This window comes from Shewanella pneumatophori (genome assembly GCF_023283895.1).
Lineage (GTDB): Bacteria > Pseudomonadota > Gammaproteobacteria > Enterobacterales > Shewanellaceae > Shewanella > Shewanella pneumatophori.
Window position 1 is genome coordinate 25,616 of record NZ_JAKILB010000008.1, and the last position, 23,817, is coordinate 49,432.

At 41.3% G+C, this 23,817-nt stretch carries 17 protein-coding genes and 1 pseudogene; 13 read left to right on the top strand and 5 right to left on the bottom strand.

What is annotated here, in order from left to right; all coding sequences use genetic code 11:
* Window positions 1-253: 253 nt before the first annotated feature.
* From L2740_RS13405 to L2740_RS13460, 12 genes are all read left to right on the top strand, one after another.
* Window positions 254-1,552 carry a SpoIIE family protein phosphatase gene (locus tag L2740_RS13405; protein WP_248950665.1) on the top strand — a complete coding sequence of 433 codons (1,299 nt, stop codon included), beginning with the start codon at window positions 254-256 and terminating at the stop codon, window positions 1,550-1,552.
* A gap of 81 nt (window positions 1,553-1,633) precedes the next feature.
* Window positions 1,634-2,023, top strand: a complete 390-nt coding sequence (locus tag L2740_RS13410) for an ATP-binding protein (protein ID WP_248950666.1) — start codon at window positions 1,634-1,636, stop codon at window positions 2,021-2,023.
* 497 nt (window positions 2,024-2,520) lie between these two features.
* Window positions 2,521-2,880, top strand: coding sequence for an STAS domain-containing protein (locus L2740_RS13415; RefSeq protein ID WP_248950667.1), 360 nt, complete (start codon window positions 2,521-2,523; stop codon window positions 2,878-2,880).
* 67 nt (window positions 2,881-2,947) lie between these two features.
* On the top strand, window positions 2,948-4,228 hold the full coding sequence (locus L2740_RS13420; protein WP_338056258.1) for a polysaccharide biosynthesis/export family protein: 1,281 nt from the start codon (window positions 2,948-2,950) through the stop codon (window positions 4,226-4,228).
* Window positions 4,229-4,244: 16 nt separating this feature from the next.
* Entirely contained in the window at window positions 4,245-5,654 is a 1,410-nt protein-coding gene (locus tag L2740_RS13425) for a GumC domain-containing protein (RefSeq protein ID WP_248950668.1), read from the top strand.
* Window positions 5,612-6,925 (top strand): O-antigen ligase domain-containing protein, encoded by a 1,314-nt coding sequence (locus L2740_RS13430; RefSeq protein WP_248950669.1) that lies wholly within the window; start codon window positions 5,612-5,614, stop codon window positions 6,923-6,925. Before L2740_RS13425 ends, L2740_RS13430 begins: the two co-directional genes overlap by 43 nt.
* Before the next feature lie 405 nt (window positions 6,926-7,330).
* Entirely contained in the window at window positions 7,331-8,821 is a 1,491-nt protein-coding gene (locus L2740_RS13435; RefSeq protein WP_248950670.1) for an oligosaccharide flippase family protein, read from the top strand.
* Window positions 8,822-8,859: 38 nt separating this feature from the next.
* Complete coding sequence (locus L2740_RS13440) at window positions 8,860-9,933, top strand: glycosyltransferase family 2 protein (RefSeq protein WP_248950671.1); 1,074 nt, start codon at window positions 8,860-8,862, stop codon at window positions 9,931-9,933.
* Between the two features lie 327 nt (window positions 9,934-10,260).
* Window positions 10,261-12,405, top strand: a complete 2,145-nt coding sequence (locus tag L2740_RS13445) for a WecB/TagA/CpsF family glycosyltransferase (RefSeq protein ID WP_248950672.1) — start codon at window positions 10,261-10,263, stop codon at window positions 12,403-12,405.
* A gap of 10 nt (window positions 12,406-12,415) precedes the next feature.
* Entirely contained in the window at window positions 12,416-13,960 is a 1,545-nt protein-coding gene (locus L2740_RS13450) for a sugar phosphate nucleotidyltransferase (RefSeq protein ID WP_248950673.1), read from the top strand.
* 77 nt (window positions 13,961-14,037) lie between these two features.
* Complete coding sequence (locus tag L2740_RS13455) at window positions 14,038-14,496, top strand: adenylyltransferase/cytidyltransferase family protein (protein WP_248950674.1); 459 nt, start codon at window positions 14,038-14,040, stop codon at window positions 14,494-14,496.
* 14 nt (window positions 14,497-14,510) lie between these two features.
* Entirely contained in the window at window positions 14,511-15,848 is a 1,338-nt protein-coding gene (locus L2740_RS13460; RefSeq protein WP_248950675.1) for a CDP-glycerol glycerophosphotransferase family protein, read from the top strand.
* Window positions 15,849-15,882: 34 nt separating this feature from the next.
* Here L2740_RS13460 and rfbC read toward each other — a convergent pair whose 3' ends face one another.
* From rfbC to L2740_RS13485, 5 genes are all read right to left on the bottom strand, one after another.
* Window positions 15,883-16,422, bottom strand: coding sequence for a dTDP-4-dehydrorhamnose 3,5-epimerase (gene rfbC, locus L2740_RS13465; RefSeq protein WP_248950676.1), 540 nt, complete (start codon window positions 16,420-16,422; stop codon window positions 15,883-15,885).
* A gap of 65 nt (window positions 16,423-16,487) precedes the next feature.
* Window positions 16,488-17,528, bottom strand: coding sequence for a dTDP-glucose 4,6-dehydratase (gene rfbB / locus L2740_RS13470; RefSeq protein WP_248950677.1), 1,041 nt, complete (start codon window positions 17,526-17,528; stop codon window positions 16,488-16,490).
* A 15-nt stretch (window positions 17,529-17,543) separates the two neighbouring features.
* Entirely contained in the window at window positions 17,544-18,440 is an 897-nt protein-coding gene (gene rfbA, locus L2740_RS13475) for a glucose-1-phosphate thymidylyltransferase RfbA (RefSeq protein WP_248950678.1), read from the bottom strand.
* Window positions 18,441-18,617: 177 nt separating this feature from the next.
* Window positions 18,618-20,561, bottom strand: coding sequence for a polysaccharide biosynthesis protein (locus L2740_RS13480; RefSeq protein ID WP_248950679.1), 1,944 nt, complete (start codon window positions 20,559-20,561; stop codon window positions 18,618-18,620).
* A 762-nt stretch (window positions 20,562-21,323) separates the two neighbouring features.
* Window positions 21,324-21,686 carry a helix-turn-helix domain-containing protein gene (locus L2740_RS13485; protein ID WP_248950680.1) on the bottom strand — a complete coding sequence of 121 codons (363 nt, stop codon included), beginning with the start codon at window positions 21,684-21,686 and terminating at the stop codon, window positions 21,324-21,326.
* Between the two features lie 1,894 nt (window positions 21,687-23,580).
* Between L2740_RS13485 and L2740_RS13490 the strand changes: the two are divergent.
* Window positions 23,581-23,736, top strand: a pseudogene (locus tag L2740_RS13490) (type II toxin -antitoxin system TacA 1-like antitoxin); the annotation flags it as partial.
* Between the last annotated feature and the right edge of the window lie 81 nt (window positions 23,737-23,817).

Sequence of the window (23,817 nt, forward strand, 5' to 3'; positions counted from 1 at the left end):
TTTACCAAACACATGCGGTATGGCGTCACAAATAAAAAGCTAATAAAAACAGATGACAAACGACAACACCTCTGTATGGCACACACTTTGCTCATATCTCGAATTGTAACGCCCCATATCGAGATGCCCGGTATCGAGACGTCCAGTATTGAAACGCCGATACCGATACATCGCGTATTGAGATCCAGCCATTGGTCTAACTCTATAGTTAGCGCTAAATGAACTGATTCAATTATAAAAAGTGAGCCAGCATATGTCATTAACTCAAAACCTGAGGCAACAATGCACTCAACAGCAGACTATCGTAGTCGTAGAGGACTGTGACAGCGAGCGTCTACTACTCGCAAATTTATTGAGATCATTGAATCATAAGGTAAGCAGCTTTTGTAACGCAAAAGATGCCCTTAATTACCTAAGAACTCATCAAGTTGATATGTTAATTACCGACTGGATGATGCCAAACATGAGCGGAATTGAACTCTGTAAAGCTATAAAGTCAAACAACAATCCGCCCTACACGATTTTACTCACAGGTAAGAATGAAAATGACAGCATTATTGAAGGATTAAACTCAGGAGCCGATGACTTTATTTCTAAGCCTTTTCACGCAGGAGTGTTAAAAGTAAGGGTTTTGGCTGGACTTAGAATAATACAAATGCAGCAGCAATTAACTATTCATAACCAAACGTTAAACTTGCTACTTGCTAAAGAACAAGAATACCTTAAAACGTTAAAACAAGATCTGCAGAGTGCTGCTCAGTTGCAACAGGCATTGCTACCACAAAACAACCAGCTTAATCAGGGCTGGCGAGTCAACACCACCTTTAAACCAGCGCAAGAGTTAGCTGGCGATCTGTTCCAGTGCTTTGAAATAGATGAACATCGTATTGGCTTTTATCTACTTGATGTCAGTGGTCATGGCACCGCCGCATCAATGCTAAGTTTTACCTTAGCCCATTATTTATCCCCAAACCAAAATGCTTGGCAAACAGGAGATATCTGCGGCTTAGTTAATCTGCTAAATCAACAATTTGACGATCCACAACAAGCTGGGCGTTTTGCTACTTTGCTCATAGGCATAATCAATACCAAGCTAAATACCGTTGAGTTAGTGAATGCAGGCCATCCAGCGCCTATTGTTGTAACAGAGCAAGCAGCTCACTTTCTTGATGCTAATAGCCTGGTAAATGATGAGCTTAACTGCAGCGCCGCTAGCAATACCGAGATTCGTCAACATAGCGCCAATAACCAATTACCTATTGGGTTAGATCCTCAATATCTGTATCAAAGCTATTGCGTTAATTTACCGAAACAGAGCCAACTATTACTCTACTCTGACGGGATTTATGAATGCCGCAACAGCAAATTTGGATGCTTTGGTCTGCAAAAATTACTGAAAAATATTAATGAGGCTAGAGAATTACCTGCCGAACAACTACTGCATTTTTTAAGCTATAGCGCCGATTTGTGGCAAGAAAAACAAGCCCAAGATGATATTTCTCTGATGCTGATCTCGAGTTGCCCGCAGCCTACTAATACTCGGCAGCATTAATAGTGGGACTTTAGCAGAGAGAAGATACTAAAGAGGCGCCTATATTTTCTAATAAAACAGGTAATAAAAGGATTAGTAAACATGAATAGCTTACAACTTAACCTAGATAGAAACGTGATGCAGAGTCACTCAATTAGCAAAGAGATCGATCAATTTATGCAGCAAAACCAAGTTGGCGATGGCACACGGTTTAAGATTATTACCTGCACATTAGAGGCTATCGCCAATGTGTTTGAACATGCAACTCCGCCCCTAAAACGCATGATAGTTATCCTACACTGTGACAGCCATAAAGTGATTGTAGATTTACTTGATAACTCGCCCCACAAAACGGTTCTACAACCCACATCATGCCCAGCAACAAATGCATCGTCTGGCCGCGGCCTCTGGATAATCAACAACTGGATGGATAGCGTGCGCAGTCAGCAAACCGTTGCTGGCACACACTTACAATTAACTCTAGCGATATAATTGCTGCTACGCACAATTAAGCATTAAGCTATTCTTCTTGGATAAAAAATGATACCTGCTTGAAATTGAAAAAAGTAAATAGGTAAAAGCTAAAACAGATAAAGTAGATAAAGTAGATAAAGTCAGCGTTTATAAATGCACTGAGCTAAAACGGTACTCAACGCGAATTCCAACCTTGCAAAAGGTGTACTCGACTCTCAATACTCTCAATACTCTCAATACTCTCAATACATCTAATATTGAGACTTCTATATCCCTAAGTTTTTAATTTTAGCAAAAAAATCTAATCGAAACTCAAACAGGTTTTACGCTTATCCATTTTGCATCGCAAATTCAAAATGCCTTTGCAGCAGTTCAAAATATACACATCAAAATAGAATTAAAAGATAACAAACAACAACTTAAAAGTTGGCCTTGTAATTGCTTCCTATTAACTATCAGAACGAAAATTTCAGTCCATCAAGCAAAATGCCTTTGGCGTTTTTAAGGATAGCAATATGACCTTCTCTCAATTACCACAGTATAACGCATGCAAAGTCACGCTACCGCTAGAGGTCGTTATGACACAGACTCCGACTCTCAGAGCGGCGATTCTTCAGAAAATTAATGCAGGTATGACTCAATTAGTCATTGACCTGCACCAAGTTGAATACATCGACTCAAGCGGCCTTTCAGTGCTTATTTCTGCATTAAAGCGCATTGAGCAGCTTGATGGCGATATTGTGCTGCTATCACCAACAGCTGGTGTGAGATCGTTAATCGAGCTAACTCGCCTGCATCAAATTTTCGCTATTTATGAAGATGAAGCAGCTGCAATTGAGTACATCTGTAACGAAACAGAGGAAGAGCTACTTTAATCAGTACCACTGTTCTGTAATAAATCGTCACTTATGTCGTCGCATTAGTAAACGAGAGGATAAGGCTATGAACCCCAATCACAGCATCCTAACAAAGCTAAGTTATAAACAGATAGCCGCAGCAGTTAAAACGACAATCGCTATGCTGCCGTTAATCATGCTATCTGCTTGTGTCACGCCACACGCACCAGAGCAAAAAGCTGTGTGTGATGCCGAAAATAATGATATGACACAATGCCACTTCTACGACCGTGATACCCCCTATTTACGCAGTAAAACAGATAAAAGACAGCCGCAATCACAAACACTAACCAATATGACTGGTAACACTTACCTGATGCACACAGGTCAAGCTCAGCAATCTCTGCATCTGCCGCAAAATATTCGCCTTTCTGTGGGAGACAGGTTGAAAGTGCGCGTACTCAACGGGGAAGAGTTTAGCGGAACAGTTGAGGTGAATAATGATGGCTATATCTACCTGCCCTATCTCGCGCCTATTCATGCTAAAGGCCTAGATGTTCAAGCTTTATCAACTAAGATTAAGCAGCACCTTGTAGATGAGCAATTTATGCTTGCAAACAGCGTAAAGCTAAGCATTACGCCACTCAAATGGGCGCCGGTGCAAATAACCGTTTCAGGCGGTGTATTTGAACCAGGGCAACATCAAATAAACCAAAAATCAGATACTGAAATCATCGATGATGACGGTGATCATAGTGGTGACCAAGCCGATAGACGCAGCATAGCTGCAGCACTGAGAGCATCAGGTGGAGTACGTCCAGATGCCAATATCTCAGAAATAATGGTCATTCGTGAACAACATAGCTTCACCCTTGATCTGTCAGGCGTGATCCATGGCTTTCCAGTGCCTAGTATGACCTTAATGTCTGGCGATCATATCCATGTACCTCAGCATGATTACTTCGATGACGCCCTAGCCCGCCCATCACAGATTACTGCCCCGGGTATTCGAGTCTTTTTATCAAACTTAACTCAACCCGCAAGTAGTAACTCACAATCAGCTGTCGATACTGATGCCACACGTTTTCCCTATGGTACTCGTTTACTTAATGGGGCTATCGCAGCTAACTGTGTCGGCGGAGCACAATCAACTAACGCCAGCAGACATCTTTTATTGATCACCAAAAATCCACTAACAGCACAAGTTGATGTCATTGAAAGGTCAATGGATGAGCTTATCAGGCATTCATGGGAAACCGGCATGAATCCGATTTTAATGCCCGGCGATGGTATCGCTTGTTACGACTCTCGCGTAACCAATATTCGAGAAATTGCTCGCTCAATTACCGAAGTATTAGTTCCCGCAACATTATTGGAATTACTTTAAGTAATAGGGGGCGAACATGAAATCAAAACACGCCTATAGGCCACTTCTTTGGCTTCAACGCTACTTTGTTAATGGTAGTCAACTAAGCGTAAAACAAAGACAACAAGCATACTTACGTGCAACCCTATTACTAATACTGCTTATTTGGTTATTAGTGCTGTTGTTTATCTTTGCAAGCCCTAATCGATACGTGAGCCAATGGACACTCATTTTACCAGGCTCAGGTACTGGCGCTAATGTTACTCTCGATAGTGTTGGTCAAGCTAATAGCTCTACAACATCGCCTTATACCAGTAGTGCCATTGACCCTAGAATTAACTACAAAACTATCGCCAGTAGCAAATCATTACTGGCAAGTGCAGCCAAAACGCTGCAATTAACAGCGGGAGAATTTGGTAACCCTAAACTCAAGCTGCCTAATCAAACTGGTATTATGCAATTTAGTATCAAAGCACAATCAGCAAAGGCTGCCCAACAGAAAGCCTGGGCGCATTATCACAGTTTGCAGGCCATATTATCTGAGCTTAGAAGCGATGAAATCGAGCAGCGTGAAGATGCCATTCGTGTTGGGATGGCAAGCTTTGCCAATAAAGTCAGCCATACTCAAGAGAAACTCTTAGAATTCCAATCTGAACATGGTTTAGTGTCGCTAGAACAATTTAAAGAACTTGCTTTAACAATGGAAAGGTTAAGACACAATAAAGTTAACTTAGTGTCTGAGTTACAAGGGGTTAAAGCAAGTCAAAAAATGCTCGAGATCCACCTTTCACTCACGCCAAAACAGGCCGCTGGGCTATTAACTCTAAAAAACGATCAACTGTTTCAACAGTTACTTATAAGCTACACCCGTGTGACCGCCTCTTTGGCTGAATATCGCAGTCGCTTTGGTAAGCGTCACCCTAAAGTGGTGACCTATCGCGATGAACAAACATCAATTTTAAGTGCATTAAGCAAGCGCTGTAAAACGCTATTAGGCTATACAGACAAACGCCTCATGCTAATGCTATCTGCCGATGATTTGGATGGCAGAGCCCAACTCATGCAGCAATTACTGACGCTAAATACCGAAGCGGAGGGGTTAAGGCACCAAATAGACACACTTACTCAGCAGATCCATGACTGGAACCATAGATTTACTGATAGTAATGATGATGCCGCAAAGCTTGAAGATCTGCAGCGTGAACACCAAGTTGCAACCGCAGTATTTACCTCTGCTTTAGCCAAAATGGACATAGGTAAGGCCGACATCTACGCCGCTTATCCGTTACTACAACTTATGGCTGCGCCGAGTTTGGCTGAAGAGCCAGACAACTTATTAGTACTGCTGGCGCTGGTGGGCGGTATTGCCGCTTCAATTTCAATTATTGCAGGGATGGGGATGCTATGGATCCGCAAACCTATACTCCAGAAAATTCTGACGAAGTAATCGTCTGGCGTGCCATAACGGGTACTTACCTGTTTTGGCTAGTAGGCGCAATGTACCTTATTGCGCCCGTCATTGCCTGGATCTTATTACTAAGAATGGTTAAGCGCCGCATGGTGGATAAAGTGATGTATCCATTAAGCAAAGCGCAAACCACTTGGGTTATCGCAATGGCTGTAATGTTACTTGCGCTGGTCATTGGCCACTTAACTCACGAGCTTGGCGCGGCTAAACTGATAAAATCTAGCATAGGTTGGGCAAAAGGCTGGGCGCTACTGGCTATATTTCCACTACTGGGCTCGCTCAATATTCGCCCACAACTCATGTATCGTGCTTGCTGTATTGTGTGTAAACACACACTGTTGTTATTACCAATATTCATTCTCGCTTGGGGTATCGGCGCTCCGAGTACTCTCTATACTTCACCGCTAAGCATTATTGGTGGGCCGGGGCCAGAGTTTTTTAGTGTTAGCTTGTATGAAATCGACCCCGCTAGCGGTTTGCCACGCTGGCGTTTATTTACCCCTTGGGCACCAGCCTTAGGTATGGTCGGTAACTTATTCTTTATATTTGCAATTCAAGAGCAATCAAAGCGTTATAAGTTCTACGGTATACTAGGTAGCCTGTCTATGGTGCTGCTCTCTCAATCTCGTCTGGCATTAGTCTGTTACCTATTATTAGGGTCTTGGTTTATGTTTATCCGCCTACACCGTAGCCCTTGGTTATACTTTATCGCCAGCCCAATTCTATTGTTATTCGGCATATTTGGTATTGAAGTCGTAGAGAAAATCCAACTGAGTATCGACGCCTTTAAAAGCGCTAGAGCGGGCTCTACGCGAGTAAGGCAAGAACTCGCCAATATCGCCATTGAGCGTTGGAGCAATGAAGCTATATATTGGGGCCACGGTATTGTGGAACGTGGCCCTCACCTTGTTGAGTACATGCCTATTGGCTCGCATCATACTTGGTATGGTTTACTATTTGTAAAAGGTATTTTTGGCGCAATTGCGCTTGCTCTGCCAATGCTTGTTAGCCTACTTTCACTTATCGGCAATGTATTTAGCTCGAAGTTATCAGCCACTGCTGTCGCCATTTTATTACAACTATTTATATACACCTTTGGCGAAAATTTAGAGATCTTAGCCTATCTGTTTTGGCCAGGATTAATCGTTATTGGTATTGCCCATAAAGCGCGGGTAAATCCCCAAATCACAAGTTCAAGTAAACCACAGAGTTCTGCTATATTGCTGCCCCATGACATACCTGCTAGTTAGACTGCTTGAGCTACAGAGCTTAAGCGGTAACGCTTTCCATCTTTTACTTCTCTATTTAGCAACAAATAGCGTTGAGTCAGTCCTTCTATCAAACTTAATACCTATATTGCATTAAACAGTACTCAATGTATGTGAATAGCTATCTGACTCGCATTTTGCAATACCAATTTGCAATTAACTTAATGACCAAGAAAACAGTCGCACAACTGCGCTTTACACAAACAATAAAGCACATATTTTCATAGTCTTATTTAAAATTGCATTAATCTGAAAACTTGGCATGAACTCTGTATTAAATCTAATCAACAACGCTAATACACAAATTTACTCACTCATTAAAACCGAAGCAAAAATGCAGTAAGTACTAGAGTCACTATCTCAATAGAAACTAATTACGGAGGATATATGCAAAGCTTAATGCAATACCAGCATGCCCTGACTACATCCTTCAGCAGCGCCCTAGGCAAAAGTCTTTTTTGGCTAGGCTCAGCACAAGTACTTGGTCGTATTGTTCGCTTAGCATCAAGTATTATTATTGCCCGTTTGTTGACTCCGGAGATCTTCGGTCAAGTCGCCATTATTCTCACTTGTTTTGAAATCATCTGTACACCAACCCGCAGGATCTCATCTGCAGCCTTAATAAAAATGGATGATGAACAACTGAAACACTCTTTGCATGCTGCTAGCCAAGTTAATTGGCTGGCAGCAATTATCGCCTTCGTTGCCATGAGCTTACTCAGCTGGCCGCTTGCCATCTATTTTGATGACATGCAGCTAATACTTCCTATGATACTTATGGCAACAAGCTATTTATTACTACCACTAGGTATGCTTTACGCTGCAATCAACTTGCGCGCTAACAAAATGCGTATTGTTGGCCGTGCAGTACTTTGGCAAACATTATTTGATGGCTTACTCACCGCCACATTCGCTTTACTCGGGTTAGGGATCTGGGCAATTATTTTGCCAAAGATCATTGTGATATTTATTTGGATTGGGGTTCATAGATATCGCAATCCCCTACCCGAGACTTTATCAAACGCTAAAGCTTTATCAGACGCGAAACCATTGGACTCAATGCCTTTGCAGCCTGCACAGTCAGAACCTGTATCGACAACATCTGAAAATGCCACCAGCAATAAACGCCTTTCAACTGCAGTTTGGTACAAACGATTGCTACCATCAGTCAACTTATTCACTCTGCTTATTTCACCGCGCGCTAGGGCAATATTGAGTTTTGGCTTTCAGGTAGGCCTTAGTGATCTGGCCATCGTTCTTAGGCAGAATATTGACTATATCTTAGTGGGCTATTTTCTTGGAATTGAAGCCCTAGGTGTTTACTTCTTCGCTTTTAATGCAAGCCTTGGGATCAGCTTAGGGTTAGTACAAAGCTATGGCACCGCGCTGTATTCCCACTTATGCCAAAGTTCAAATAAACAAAATCAAGCACAAGCACTAAAGACTCATGAGCCCGCTAACAAGAGTAGCGATACTCAACAAAAGTATGTTCAATCGCTCAAGTTCATTATGTTACTTACTTTGCCCATTATCGGTATTCAGGCTTTGTTTGCGCCTATTTATGTTCCTTTTGTGTATGGACAAAAGTGGCTCGATGCCGGCGCGCTACCAATCTTTATTTTGCTGTGTTTAAGCGGCCTAGTTCGCCCGCTGGGCGAAGCAGCTAGCCAATACTTAATTAGTATCGGCAAAAGCCAATTTAATCTCGCCTGCAATAGTGCATTTACCTTGGTGTTAATCATGTCGATTTCGCTTGCAAGTCAGTTCGGATTACAAGCCGTTGCTTTAAGTGTTCTGCTGGTTCATTTAGCTTTAATGCCAGCACTCACCCTTTATTTACATTCAACCTTTACGACTTTGTCAAAGCCTAATCACTAGTTAACCACAGCCCAATTAAGCATCATCAGGAGGCTATTATGAACAACCACCAGTGCCCTAATCAGCCCGTTACCGTCTCTGTTGTTATGCCAATTTATGATGTAGAGGCATTTGTCACTCAGGCTATCGCGTCAGTATTAGCGCAAAGTTTCACTCATTTTGAATTACTGTTAGTCAACGATTGCTCACCTGATAATAGCTTAGCTCTATGCCAACAATTTGATGATCCTAGGATCCAGATTATCAATCATGCACAAAATCAGGGGCTTTCTGCAGCCAGAAATACCGGCATTCGTCATGCTAAAGGTCGATATGTCGCTTTTATTGATTCTGACGATATGTGGCATAGCGAAAAGCTACAGCAGCATGTGGCACACCTAGATGCAGCTCCAGAGGTTGGGATCAGTTTCTCACGCTCTCTTTTTATGGATTATAACGGCGACAAAACTCAGTTTTACCAAATGCCGCAGCTTAATAGTATTGATGCCAAGCACTTGTTGTGCAGAAATCCAGTCGGCAATGGCTCAGCACCAGTATTACGTAAAGAGACCTTAAGCGATATCCAGTATCGCGGTACAGCAGGTCACCTTTGCTACTTTGACGAAGCGTTCCGACAATCAGAAGATATTGAGTGTTGGTTAAGAATTATCACAACAACTCATTGGCAAATAGAAGGGATCCCCGCTCCATTAACGTTCTACCGCCTCAATGAACAAGGCTTATCCGCAGATCTGGTTAAGCAATATCAGTCGTGGGAAAAAATGATCGATAAAGCCCGTGGATATGCCCCCCGCTTAGTTGAGCAATACGAGAAAAAAGCGCGTGCTTTTCAGTTACGTTATATTGCTAGGCAGGCTATTCGTAATAAAAATGGTCAGCAAGCAGTAAAACACCTCCATCAAGCGCTAATGACATGCCCAAGTATTCTACAAGCAGAAACAGGGCGAACGCTAGCGACTATGGCTGCAGCTTATTCGCTAAAGTTATTGCCTTTATCTATTTATAATCAAGTCGAATCAGCGGCGCAATCGCTATTGGGGCGAATACAAGGTGCTCTCATAAGTAAGGATGGAGTGAGCGATAATTTGTTAAAACATAAACCCAATGCTTAAAAGCTAGCAGTTAAGTAAACAGATTAATGCTATCAACTAATAGTTAATAACCCCTTTCAGCGTCGCATAGTTAGCTCGCGACTTAGCCTAATCCTTTTTAAACACTATTTGCAGCCTGCCTTGCAAGTTGCAAATAGCCTCTCTATTTGTTTCAAAACATCCAGTATTACAACCAACAAAATAAGCTAATAAACTGTATTTAAATGAATTTAAAAACTGGCAAGCTATATGCATTTCTATATTTGAAAACATTTATACAAGTCCCGTTATAACTAGGCAGAAATAATAAAGCCGTAATCGTTCGCTGAATAAATGGAAGGAAAGATTATGCCAAATAACCCAACTGGTAAGATTAGAACACCATTTAGCATTTGCTGCTTTGACAGTGTAAGCGGGATTATTTCATTAGTTATCGTCAGCCCCTTGATGGTCTATGGCTATTTAAGAAGCCTATTTATCTCAAACTGTGCATTTGAAAGTGTTTATATCAAAGGTAGTTCAACGCAGGTCATTGAACTGCTGCAATTTAGCTACAACGGCTGGTACAAAAAGCTGCCGATACTGCTCAACTTAATCAAAGGTGATATCGCTATTATTGGCGCCCCGACAGAATTTGTCTTAACCGATATCAATACTGCTCCTGTTTCAGATAAACAAAAGCCTAACCAAAATATCAAGCCTGGTTTGATGTCGATGGAGCAGCTTAATGCACTTACAGGTTTACATTTTGAAGACAGCGCTAACGCCTTAACTAAAGCCCACAGCAACTTGGCTCGTTATCTAATGGCAATTGTGAGAAGCCTTGTACTACGTGCCGCTATGGCGCTATTTTTTAGTCATACACCGAAGTCGAGTAAATCCATTTCACTGTTTGGGATCTCGCTTAACAACTGGACCATGCAACAACTGCTGGATGAGATCTTACTGCAATGCCAAAAAAGTTCGGCAAGTGCCGTTTCACTGAATGTTGAGTTACCTAGATCCAAAGCATCTAGTGCTAATACTCCAAGTAATCAATCTGCAGGCATGCAGCAATACGCTTTTATCAATGCGGACTGCCTAAATATCAGCACTCAAAATGAACACTATCGTCAATGTCTACAACAAAGCCAGCGCATATTTGCCGACGGTATCGGGTTAAGAGTCGCCTGCTTAAGTAAAGGTGAAGCATTACGTGCAAATTTAAATGGTACAGATCTGTTTCCTCGACTATGCCAACTTGCGGCACAGCAGGAGTTATCAATTTATATGCTCGGTGGCGCAGCAGATGTGGCACAAACTGCTGCGCAAAATATGCAAGCATGCTATCCAAATCTTAAGATAGCGGGTACTCATCACGGTTATTTCAACACTGCAGCAAACAGTCAAGATAATCAACAAGTCATACAAGCAATAAACAGCGTCAATGCCGACATACTATTAGTCGCAATGGGCGCACCAACTCAAGAGCTTTGGCTTGCGCAAAACAAATCTCAACTTAACTGCGCGATCGGTATAGGTGTTGGCGGGCTATTTGATTTTTATTCAAATCGGATTAAACGCGCACCGTTGTGGCTAAGGCAAATGGGGTTGGAGTGGACTTTTAGGTTACTGCAAGAGCCCACAAGAATGTGGAAACGCTACATCATTGGCAACCCGGTATTTTTGTACCGTGTATGGCGTGAAAACCGTCAACTTAAAAAGCGTATAACCCAACAAAGTACGCCGCAAAAAACCAATACTCAGCAAGGAACGCCCTTAACCGATGCGCAGCTAACCACCCAGTTACAGGCGCAACTTGGCAAGGCCAACAGACGCCAAGCCGAACTACCTAGTTTTGATTGTAAACGTGCCAATGTACGTCGAGCGCAATTTGATTTGGCGATGCGCTGCAGTAAAGCAGCAAAACGTAGCTTAGATCTCGTTGGAGCCGCAATCTTACTCTTATTACTCAGCCCCATTTTTGCTCTAACCGCAATAGCAATAAAAGTGAGTTCTCGCGGCCCAGTACTTTATAGCCAACCTCGTTGTGGTCTATACAACCGCCCATTTACCATGTGGAAGTTTCGTTCTATGTACCAAGATGCCGATAAGCGACTTACAGCACTCGCCAGCAATAACGAAATGAATGGCGGCGTAATTTTTAAGATGAAAGCCGATCCAAGAATTACATTTATTGGTCGCTGTATACGCAAAACCTCAATTGATGAATTACCACAACTGTGGAATGTACTAAAAGGCGAGATGTCGCTTGTTGGGCCACGCCCAGCACTTATCTCAGAGGTCGAACAATACAAACAGCATCACCGTAATAGGCTCGCAGTCAAACCTGGCATTACCTGTATTTGGCAAGTATCAGGCCGCTCAACCATTCCATTTGAGCAACAAGTAGAACTTGATATTGAGTATATCTACAAACAATCGTTAGTTGCCGATCTATGGCTACTGCTTAAAACGATTCCGGCGGTGATTTTTGCCCGCGGTGCATACTAAGGAGCGTCCTATGCAAGCAGTGGTATTTGCAAACCGTAATGGCGAAGAATTAATGCCTTTAAATGGCTTTTACTGCCCAGCATTGCTGCCAGTTAGCAATAAAAGTGTTATTGAGTACACCTTAGAGGACTTAGCTGAGGCAGGAGTAAAACAGGTCAAGCTTGTTGTCTCTAATCAAGTTAGCCAACTCAAAGCATTAATTGGTAGCGGCGAGCGTTGGGGCCTAAGCGTAGATTACTTTTTAAGTCGTGATCAAGAACTTGCATCTGAAGTGCTCAAACGAATGTCGCTTGATAAGTCTCAATCTATCTTATTGGCTCGGGCTGATATTCTACGTAGCCCAAGCATTAAGTCATTTGTTGCTTTCAGCCTACAAATGCCCGCTAGTTTAGTTATCGCAAAAATCAATAATCAAAATGCAGGGCTAATGATGCTGCCGGCGGCAGCTGACTACACCAGTGCAATGAATTGGCCGTTGATCCCAAGTGAGCGACTCATTGAAAAAACACATTGCGATAGTGTAACCCAAGTGCTTCACGGTGACTGTTTTATGCTGGACAGTATAGATAACTACGTGCAGGCAAACTATTCAATGGCAATAGCTAAAGTGATTGGTAGCAGTCCGCAAGGTCGATTTTTAAGTGCGGCTAGCCAAGGTTGTGGTTTTTATATCGGTGCAAAAACTAAAACAGGCCAACTAAGAAATCAACATGCTTGGGGGGTGATCGGTGAGAATAGCTGGATTGATGAAAGCGCTACTATGCAGCAAAACATAGTGGTGGGAAGAAACTGTTTAGTCGACAAAAACTGTACTCTTAAAAACTGCATTATTTTAGATGACAGCTATGTTGGTCAAAACCTAAATGTAAGCAATGCGATAATCTGCAACTCATTACTGATCTCAGTTAATACTGGCGGCTATATCAAGCTTGATGACAAAAGCCTGCTAGCAAGAAACCAAAATTCTCTTGTTGATAACACTGAAGTCAGTGCAAGCGAGCAATCCATCGCTCTTGTCATGTTGGTCAGCGCTTTACTATTTAGCCCTTTATTATTCGTCGCGGCATTACTACATAACCGTAAGCAGCCGTTATATAAAGAATTAGTAACAGTTGATGCAAAAACATATTCAAGCTGGCGTCTAAATTTAGGCTCGCCATTTATCAGCCGCCTACCTCAACTAATACTCGTAGTGCGCGGCAAACTGAACTTGCTGGGTTGTAATCCATTTAAGCGTTCAACACAAACAAAGGATAACGAGCACAAGCAACAATCCAGTCAAGTTGCATCAGAGAGTAACGAAAAAATTCAGCCTCTTGATAACAGCCTGTTTAATCCGAGTCCGTTGGTTCTCCCCCCTGAGCAGTCAGCTCCTTTCGGGGTATATGGTCCACTGCAGTTGCAAGATAGCCGCTCCATTCCAGAAGAAGAGCAACAACTTATTGAAGCTGAATTTACTCAGCTCACCATCAAACAACAGCTAATTAAGCTGATAACAACCCTATCACCCACGAAATCAGCAAAACACGCTAAAACACAGCCACACATTAGTTAAACTTAAACGAAAATAACATTACCTAACAATGGGTTAGTCAATGCAAATGAAAAAATAGCGCACAGGAGAATATCGTTATGAAGACTATTATCACTTACGGTACATTCGATCTATTCCATTACGGTCACGTTCGCTTGTTTAAACGCCTCAGAGCATTAGGCGATAAGTTGATTGTGGCAGTGTCGACTGATGAATTTAACGCCAAAAAAGGCAAAGCAGCTTTTTTTAGTTACCTGCAGCGCAGTGAGATTGTCGAAGCATGCCAATACGTTGATATGGTAGTACCTGAAAGCAGCTGGGATCAAAAAGCCAAAGATATTTGCCGTTACGATGTAAGCGTATTTGGGATGGGAGATGATTGGCGCGGCGAATTTGACGAACTGCGCTTGTTATGTGACGTTGTCTATTTAGACAGAACTGGTGAGATCTCATCGACTGAAATCAAAAACAGTTTAGCTAAAAAGCCACGTGTGCAACAAGAAAGCATACAGGACACAAATAAGCCCTGTGCGCCAAATAACAAAGCAAACAAATAACAAAGAACCGAATAATGGCATTAACACTAAGACATAAATTAAAAGTAACAGATTACTTAAAGGCCTGCGTAAGAAAGCTGATTTATACCTTAGTGGCTGTTTTTCCTCGAAGTAACCATAAAGCCGTATTTGGTAGCTATAAAGATAGCTTTAGCGACAACAGCAAATACCTATACTTACACTGGCAGCATACTCAATTTATCCGCACCATTTGGATTAGCGGTAATAAAGACGTTGTACGCCAACGGAAAAAGTCTGGCCAAGAAGCCTATTATCGCTGGTCTCTAAAAGGGATATTCCATTGCCTCAGTGCAAAGTATTATTTTTACAACAGCTATATTGGCGACATTAACCAATGGCTTGCTAACGGTGCAACTAAAGTAAACTTGTGGCACGGTTTACCAATGAAAAAAATTGAGTTTGATATCAATAACGGACCAATGACAGAGGTGTTTAACCCTCAAGGAAAGTTGAATCAACTCAAGCAATGGTTAGTCAGCCACCAGCAATTAATCAAACCGGACTTAATGCTGAGCCCTAGCCCATTAATGGATGACATTTTCAGTAGTGCTTTTAGGCTTAACTCAATCAACAACGTTAGTGTTACAGGCTTTAGTTCCCAAAACAGTGCGCATTCAATAAAGGAGGCTTCAAACAAAAATCAAGGCTCTGTGTTAGTGCGCTCGGGGAGTCCACGAACCGACTACTATCACCAGCATCCTGAGCAGAAAATTGATTTACGTTACTTAATAAATGATTCTGTGACTGGCATAAATTCAGGTTTAGCTACACAGCCACAATACATTCTTTATGCGCCATCATGGCGGGATAATAAGCAGCAAAAAAATCCATATTTACACGCTTTTGACTGGCAACAATTATCAGACCATCTTGTACAAAATAATCAAATTTTACTGCTGCGATTACACCCTAATGAGCTTGCATTAGCTGCTGACTTTGTCGACTTTCCCAATATCGTCAACCTCTCTCATCTGGAAGATGTTTACGGTATTTTAGGGCAAATACATCTACTGATCACCGATTATTCATCGCTATTTATCGATGTATTGCCGCTCGGGACTGCAGTTTGTTTTTACCGCTTTGACGAGCAAGATTACCTACAAGATTGTCGAAACATGTACGACTACACTAATAAGCTGCCAAGTTTCGCGCCTATATGTAAAAGCTTTAACCACTTACTTGAGTGTCTTCAGCCTCAAGCAATTAGTAGCCAAACAGAGCTGTATACACAAACATATCACGAGGTAAGCCAGTTATTTTGGGGTAAAGGTATGATAAATCGAGTGAGTGCTTTTAGCGCATTAGAAGCAGCGCTAAAGCAACAAAGATAGAGCTAACTAAAAACAATTAGAAAACCATAGAGAATTAAGCCATTGCAGCTCTATCTTTATCAGACAATATAGGCTCAATGCCCTGCTCTATCGGCCAATCAATAGCAAGCTCAGGATCATTCCAGGCAAGCGTTTGTTCAAACTCAGGCGCATAGTAATCGGTACACTTATAAATGATGTCGGCATAATCACTCAAGGTATAAAAACCATGAGCAAAGCCTGGCGGAATATACATCTGCAACTTATTTTCAGCCGATAATACCTGCGAGAAGCATCGACCATATGTTTTTGAGTCTTTGCGAATATCCACTGCAACATCAAAAATACTCCCCGCTGTAACCCTAATTAGCTTACCTTGGGCTTGTTGTACTTGATAATGCAAGCCACGTAACACATGTTTTTGCGAACGGCTCATGTTCTCTTGTACAAAAAATGGGCAAACGTACCCAGCCTGAGTAAACAAAGATTCAAACTCAGATTGACGAAAGGTTTCCATAAAAAAGCCACGATCATCGCCAAAGACTTGCGGCTCAAACAACAGCACATCAGGAATTGAACTAGGTATTATTTTCATAGGAATTGCTAATTTTCATCTCGGAATAAATCGACACTATTGCCATACTTAGCATTATGGTTTTTTTACAATTTTGGAGCATCGAAACTAGAAATGTACCACTCTACAGTTTTTCGCAGCCCTGACTCAAACGACTCTATAGGCTTCCACCCCAACTCTTTTTGAATTTTTGTAGAGTCAATTGCATATCTTCTATCGTGTCCAGGCCTATCAGCTACATAAGTAATCAATTCTTTAAATCCGCGAATATTACTTTGAGACTTTAATGAATTAGGACTACTTGGTACTAATTCCTCTAACAAATCACAGATAGCATTAACGACATCTATATTGTGTTTTTCGCAACTTCCACCAATGTTATATGTTTGCCCAACTGCACCATTAACTAATACGCAATAAAGGGCTTTTACGTGGTCTTCAACAAATAACCAGTCTCGAACTTGCAAACCATTACCATAAACAGGAATAGGTTTACCTTGTAGCGCATTGAGTATCGTTTGCGGGATAAGCTTTTCTCTATGTTGAAAAGGACCATAATTATTAGAGCAGTTACTCACAACTACAGGTAATCCATAAGTTCTATGCCAAGCACGAACTAAATGATCTGATGCAGCTTTGCTCGCTGAATAAGGAGAACTAGGATCATAGCGGCTTTCTTCAGAAAACAGCCCTTCATCTTCTAAATCGCCATAGACTTCATCTGTAGAAATATGATGAAAACGAAAACACTCTTTTTGTGCAGTACTGATAGAGGCGCAATATTCACGAGCGACTTCAAGTAACGTATATGTGCCCATAATATTGGTTTGCATAAACTCAGCAGAACCATTGATTGAGCGATCAACGTGACTTTCTGCAGCTAGGTGCATAATACAATCAGGTTGATACTCTTTTAACAGTCTAACCATTAAAGCACGATCGCAAATATCACCATGAATGAAAGAATAGCGCTCTAAAGATGTTAACTCTGCTAAGCTATTTTCATTGCTAGCATAGGTAAGTTTATCAAGATTAATCACTCTATTATCTGTGTGATCAATCAAAAAACGTATCAATGCCGACCCAATAAAACCTGAGCCGCCCGTGACTAATATGATTTTACTCATCACAAAATCTCATCACTAATCTTCTACCAAATTAAGCAAATATTGCCCATAACTATTGTGAACCATTGATTTTGCTATTCGAACAATATCAGCACTAGATAACCAACCACTTCTCCAGCCAATCTCTTCTAAACACGCGACTTTTAAACCTTGAACTGTTTCAATCGTTTGCACAAAAGATGATGCTTGCTGCAAGCTATCAAATGTACCTGTATCTAACCAAGCAAATCCACGACCTAACTTTTCAACCTTTAGTTGGCCCAACAGCAGATAAGCTTGGTTGATATCAGTGATCTCTAACTCTTTTCGGGCTGATGGTTTTAAGTTCTTTGCAATACTTACCACTTTGCTATCGTAAAAATACAACCCCGTTACAGCCCAATTTGATTGAGGCTTTAGAGGCTTTTCTTCAATAGACCGCGCCTTAAAGTCTTTATCAAATTCAACAACCCCAAATCTTTCAGCTTGATCAACTTGGTAAGCAAAAATAGTAGAACCTGTTTCACGCTTTCTTGCTGTATTTAATAACTGACTAAACCCTTGCCCATAAAAAACGTTATCCCCCAAAATCAGGCAAACATTATCATCGCCAATAAAGTCTTCAGCGATAATGAATGCTTGGGCTATCCCTTCTGGCTTTTCTTGAACAGCAAACAACAAATTAATACCAAAGTCACTACCATCGCCAAGTAGCCTTTTAAATAAAGGTAATTCTTCAGGTGCAGTGATGATTAGGATCTCCCTAATCCCCGCCAACATCAAAACAGATAACGGATAGTAGATCATGGGTTTGTCGTAAACGGGTAATAGCTGCTTCGATACGCCACGGGTGATTGGATACAGACGAGATCCTGCACCGCCAGCTAATACAATCCCTTTGGTAGCAGTTTGGTTACTAGTAATATTTTTCAAAAGAAACACCAACCAATAAGCACAATTAAACCATATGCCAACAATTATTAGCTAAGCCGAAAATTAATTTATGACCCATATTAAAATTTCAATAAAGTAATTCAGGTAAAATGAAGTATGGCTTAAAAACAAGAAAACCAGCTCAACGAGCTGGCTTTCAGAGATCAGGCTATCTAGTTAAGAGACTATTGACACAACTTTTTTATTTTCAGTTTCTAATTCAACTTCGTTTGTGCGTTGTTGCCAAACTAAGTCACAGATCCCATCTGTTGGGTTGAAGCCAGTCGGAGCACTAAGCAAAATATCTCTAATCGCTTCATGTTGGAACTGATGACATGCTGAGTCTAATTTATTAAGGATAACCTCAAGCTCCTGCCAAGGTAGGTATTGTTCATTAGCTGTCATGATGCGCTCATGATCCGTACCTGTCACATCATCACCGATCAATAACTCCTCATATAGCTTCTCGCCTGGACGAAGACCACTGTACTCGATACTGATATCACCTTCAGGATTAATATCATCTTTAACTTCAAATCCGCTCAAGCGGATCATTTTTGCAGCAAGGTCGACGATCTTAACAGAGCTTCCCATATCTAGAACAAATACATCCCCACCTTTACCCATTGCACCAGCTTGAATAACTAATTGTGAAGCCTCTGGTATCGTCATGAAGAAACGGGTGATTTCTGGATGTGTTACCGTTACAGGACCACCAGCTGCAATCTGCTTTCTGAACAATGGAACAACAGAGCCTGATGAACCCAGCACGTTACCAAAACGAACCATACAAAAACGTGTTGAATGTGATTCATTCGCCAGAGCTTGTAACGCTAGTTCTGCTAAACGCTTAGTCGTACCCATTACGTTAGTTGGACGAACCGCTTTATCGGTAGAGATCAGAACAAATGTCTCTACTTTAGCCGCTACCGCAGCTTGAGCAGTATAGAGAGTACCAAACACATTGTTTCTAACGCCTTCGACTACGTTATGCTCAACTAGTGGAACGTGCTTGTAGGCTGCAGCATGGTAAACCGTTTGCACCTCAAAAGCTTCCATTACAGCTTTAATGCGATTCTTTCGCTGAACTGAACCTAACATTGGATAAATTTCAACATCAAGCGCTAAACTCGCAGCCAAAGCAGCAAGCTCTCGTTCAATTGAATATAAACCAAACTCTGATAGCTCAAATAACACCAGCTTTTTAGGTGATTGCTTAATGATCTGACGACACAGCTCAGAACCAATAGAGCCACCTGCACCAGTAACCATAACGACTTTGCCTTTAATATTAGCAGTCATTAAATCTTCTCGAGGCCTAACACTATCACGACCTAGCAGATCATCAATTTCAACTTCTTTAATATCGGTGTAAAGCTTATTACCGCTAACTAAGTCAGCCATAGCTGGCAAAGTAAGTACTTGTACTGCTAGTTGTTCTAAAGATAACAAAATCTCTTTTCTACGAGATCTTGAAGCACTTGGCAGTGCTAATAGCACTTTAGTTGCCTGCTTCTCTCTGATCAATTTGCGCATAATCGATGGCGAGTGCACGTGTACGCCTTGGATCACTGTTCCATGAAGTGTTGTATCGTCATCGACAAAAGCGAAAGGATAGTATTCATGGCTTTGGACTAAAGCTGTAACTAGTTGGCGACCACTTACACCAGCACCATAAATTATCACGGGTTCACCGACGCGCTTCATTCCTGTGCCAACAAAAGCACGCACCATAGTGCGCGTACCGCCAATAAAAACGATAGAAAATGCGGCGTAGATAATAGGTACCGTTCTAGGAAGTTGAGATTCAAAATAGTAGGCAAATAAAACTAAGCTTATGGTTGAAACGAGCACACCCAACAAAATTGCCGTCAGTGCTTGTAATCCCATATAACGCAATACCGCACGATATAGACCGAGTTTAGCAAAACCAAGAATACTAATCGGAACCACACTGACAGCAAGTAACCAGTAGCTACCATTTGCTAATGCGTTAATATCGTCAACACGCACGAGTACTGCGCCCCAAAACGCTATGACTAAGAATAAAGAGTCGATTAAGACACTAACAATTCGTTTTTCCACTCGCTTTAGCGAAAACAAACACTGCAAAAAATCCATTTTTTGATCCATTTGGCTCTGAGGCTTCATAAAATACGACTACTTAATAACTGAAGAAATAATGATATAACGGGGCGGATAATAGCATATTTCAATACCAAAGTGCTGTAAGCTCTCAACTAAAAATGACCCACTTAGCTAAAAAAGTCGCAACCTAAGTTAGGCAAGAATCGCGGGGAAGTAAACAGTACACTTTTCCAACGATGATTGGGGATCCGCTATCCTCTGGTTCACTTGCTATAATACCAATAAACTCAAACCTCTGCGCTGACAAGCTAATAACCTCTTTGCTAAGCGAAACGCTGAAGTATGAAGCGCCCATAGGTAACAACATAAACATTAATTTAAGCAAATAGCGATATATCTATGAATTAGTATAGGCCTTATTATAGCAACACCGTGCTGGTTACATACAATATGAGCCAATCGCCTACACAGCTTAGAGAAGAAGTCTTACTATTTCAGCTGCTTTAATGAGGAGTAATCTCGACCGCTTGAATGATTAAACGTAGTCAAAACCACTTTTTGATTTAACTTGAAGCTCATATTCGCAGAGCTTTAGAAAATAAGCATACACAAGGCTCACCACTTATCGACTTTTCGTCTATCAGCATGTTGAACCATTTGCGTTTAATTTTCGCTTGGTTAATCAAAATCGTCCTAGATTAAGGCAACTTAAGGACATGTGTACTCTTGCTCAATATGACATAAAACATGTTATCCCGATTCAACCGAATAGCGTTAATGACATCAGTCTCCAAGTTATTCGATATATTTGAACTCTTTAAATAGTTCACCTTTTATGAAATTGTCACGCGGTAAAATAGCGGCATATAAACCAACACCTCTTAACACCCTGTTGAGCACATAAACATTCGCTTTTGACCTATCACTTTCTATTTCGGAGAGTATTTTTCTAGTGACACCGACCATCCGCGCATATTGCTCTTGGTTAAGCGACAACAGTTCAACCCGTAAAAACCTCAGAGCCTGTCCAGTTGTTTTTGTCCCTGTTAGCAAATCCCGACTCACAGCTAACATCAGTGCATCTTTTTCATTAGGGCCCATTTTTGAACGTTTAGCACTCAAAGTAGGGCGCCCTGCATTACCCGATGACTTTTCCATTGTTAACAACACTCTCATCAATCATTTTCTAATTTATACATCCGAAATGCGGTACTCTCGCACAATTTGTGGGATCCCACTTTCATATATGAACGAGTTGTTAAGCCCTCAATTGCCGGCGAGCAAAATGAAAGTGCTTATGGGTAAAACAAATATGTCGAGTCAGTGTAAAACGTCTTCAAATTATATTATACCCCTCCACATTATTGTTCCCATAACCGCGCATTAATTGACAACAAATCGAATTACTGAGTCATTTTAAGAACATTAAGTCAGTTTCTATAGATTTAATGAACCTAAAATAGCTCATTAAATATTGTGAACACGCACTCAAAATAGCGCTAAGGCGTTTTGACTATGCCTGATTTGAAAAGCAGCGCATTATAAGCGTGCAATAAAAACACCATTATTTCCCTTTAAGCTCTGGGAGCTTAGCAAACTCCAGTGCTTAAAACTGAACAGTCTTTAACTATAGAACCATCTGAGGCTATGTTGACTAACATATAAAATAACTTTATTTATCCCATGTGACGTTTTAATTCAGATCAACTAGTCATGTTGCTTTGTTAACGACCCAAAATCAGGCTCTTGTACCGATAGAAGAGGTATCAAGCATACTTTGCCTATACTCTAATGACTTAGCTGATAGTCGCCGCAACAAAGTCCCCAGTTCAAGCCAGCTCGCTCGGAGGAAGCCTCAATGCGGACTTTGCCCTGGTAAATCCAGGTTATTTTGTTTGCTCCCATATCCACATAGACTGTCTTTTGATTCGATTAAACACTCTATTCGGATCACAGTATGATGCGATTAGAAGGGGATCAAATCATCAAAAGTCTGCCCATTGACAGGTTAACAGTTGTCACCCGCAACAAAGCACACCGTAATCAATTGAAATAAATAACAATTAAAAACTAAATGGTTATACATTATTAGTTATATGTGCTCCCTCTGTGTCGATATTTAATAACTTAATCTCCCCCTCAACAAGTAATAACCCAGCGACTACCTGAAGTAACCATCGCATCAAGGTGCAACAAAGTATTACTAAGAGTAACCATCAAGTTGCTACTGCGAGCTTTTACTAAAAACAATGCGCATTGCTACGACCTATAGTAAGAACAAACCGTTGAGAAGGTCACGGTATGGCGTACAAATATTATTGATGGGGGGTGCAGTGGTGAACTAAAATTGCCAAAGGAATAGCCAAAATTATCCTGAATAACTTTGCCACCAGAAAGTGCATTACTTGGTGTTACGTTCACCACTGGAACTGCTACAGCGGCAGGAGATGCCTTTCAAGATAGCGAGAGTTTCGATTGGTAATGCAGGTAAATGGTTAGCGCTATTCTACCGCACTCAGCAAATGCCAATATTACCCTTTAAATTTAAGGATTTTCTGCGCCCCGCCCCATCTGCATGAGACTGAAAACGGTCAATATCACTGCCTTTTGAGACAGTGTTAACTGAGATGAAAAAGCGATAACACTCACGCTAACTGCCGCTTGTAGAGCTGACAATGTCCGTGAACAACAGCAGAAAAGCACTATTTAGGCAGGGATGGCTCATCGAGTTAGGTTTTAATTTTGATGCGCCTTTTTAGTCGTCAGCATGGCTATTGTTTGCGAACGCATGCTTAGCCATTATTGCCGACCCGTCCCCTCTCGGCGGTGTCAACATCATGACCGAATGTCGAGCAGACTTCCTGAAGTAACAGCAGTGTCTTTACCATACTAAAAATTATCTGAACTCCGAACCCGACCATTTTACGAGTCTCAAGATCAAATCGAAATCATTACCTTTTAAGTCCATAACCTTTCCGTACAAGTTGAATGTAATCATTATTTGAATGATTGTTTCTGATGTTACGAAATACGTCCGTACATAGGAGGAATGATGGCAACAGCACGTTTAGATCTCCGTCTTGATGAAGAAATAAAAGCAAAAGCTAAAAAAGCATCTGCATTGCTTGGTATGAAATGTTTAACTGAATATATCGTTAGGCTTACGAACGAGGATGCAACACGCGTAATTGAAGAGCACGAAAGTATCGTTCCTAAACAAACCTAATAATAAACCTACAATGTCGAATGTAATAAACTGCTGGGTTCGCTTTGTCCAAAAAGCAATGAC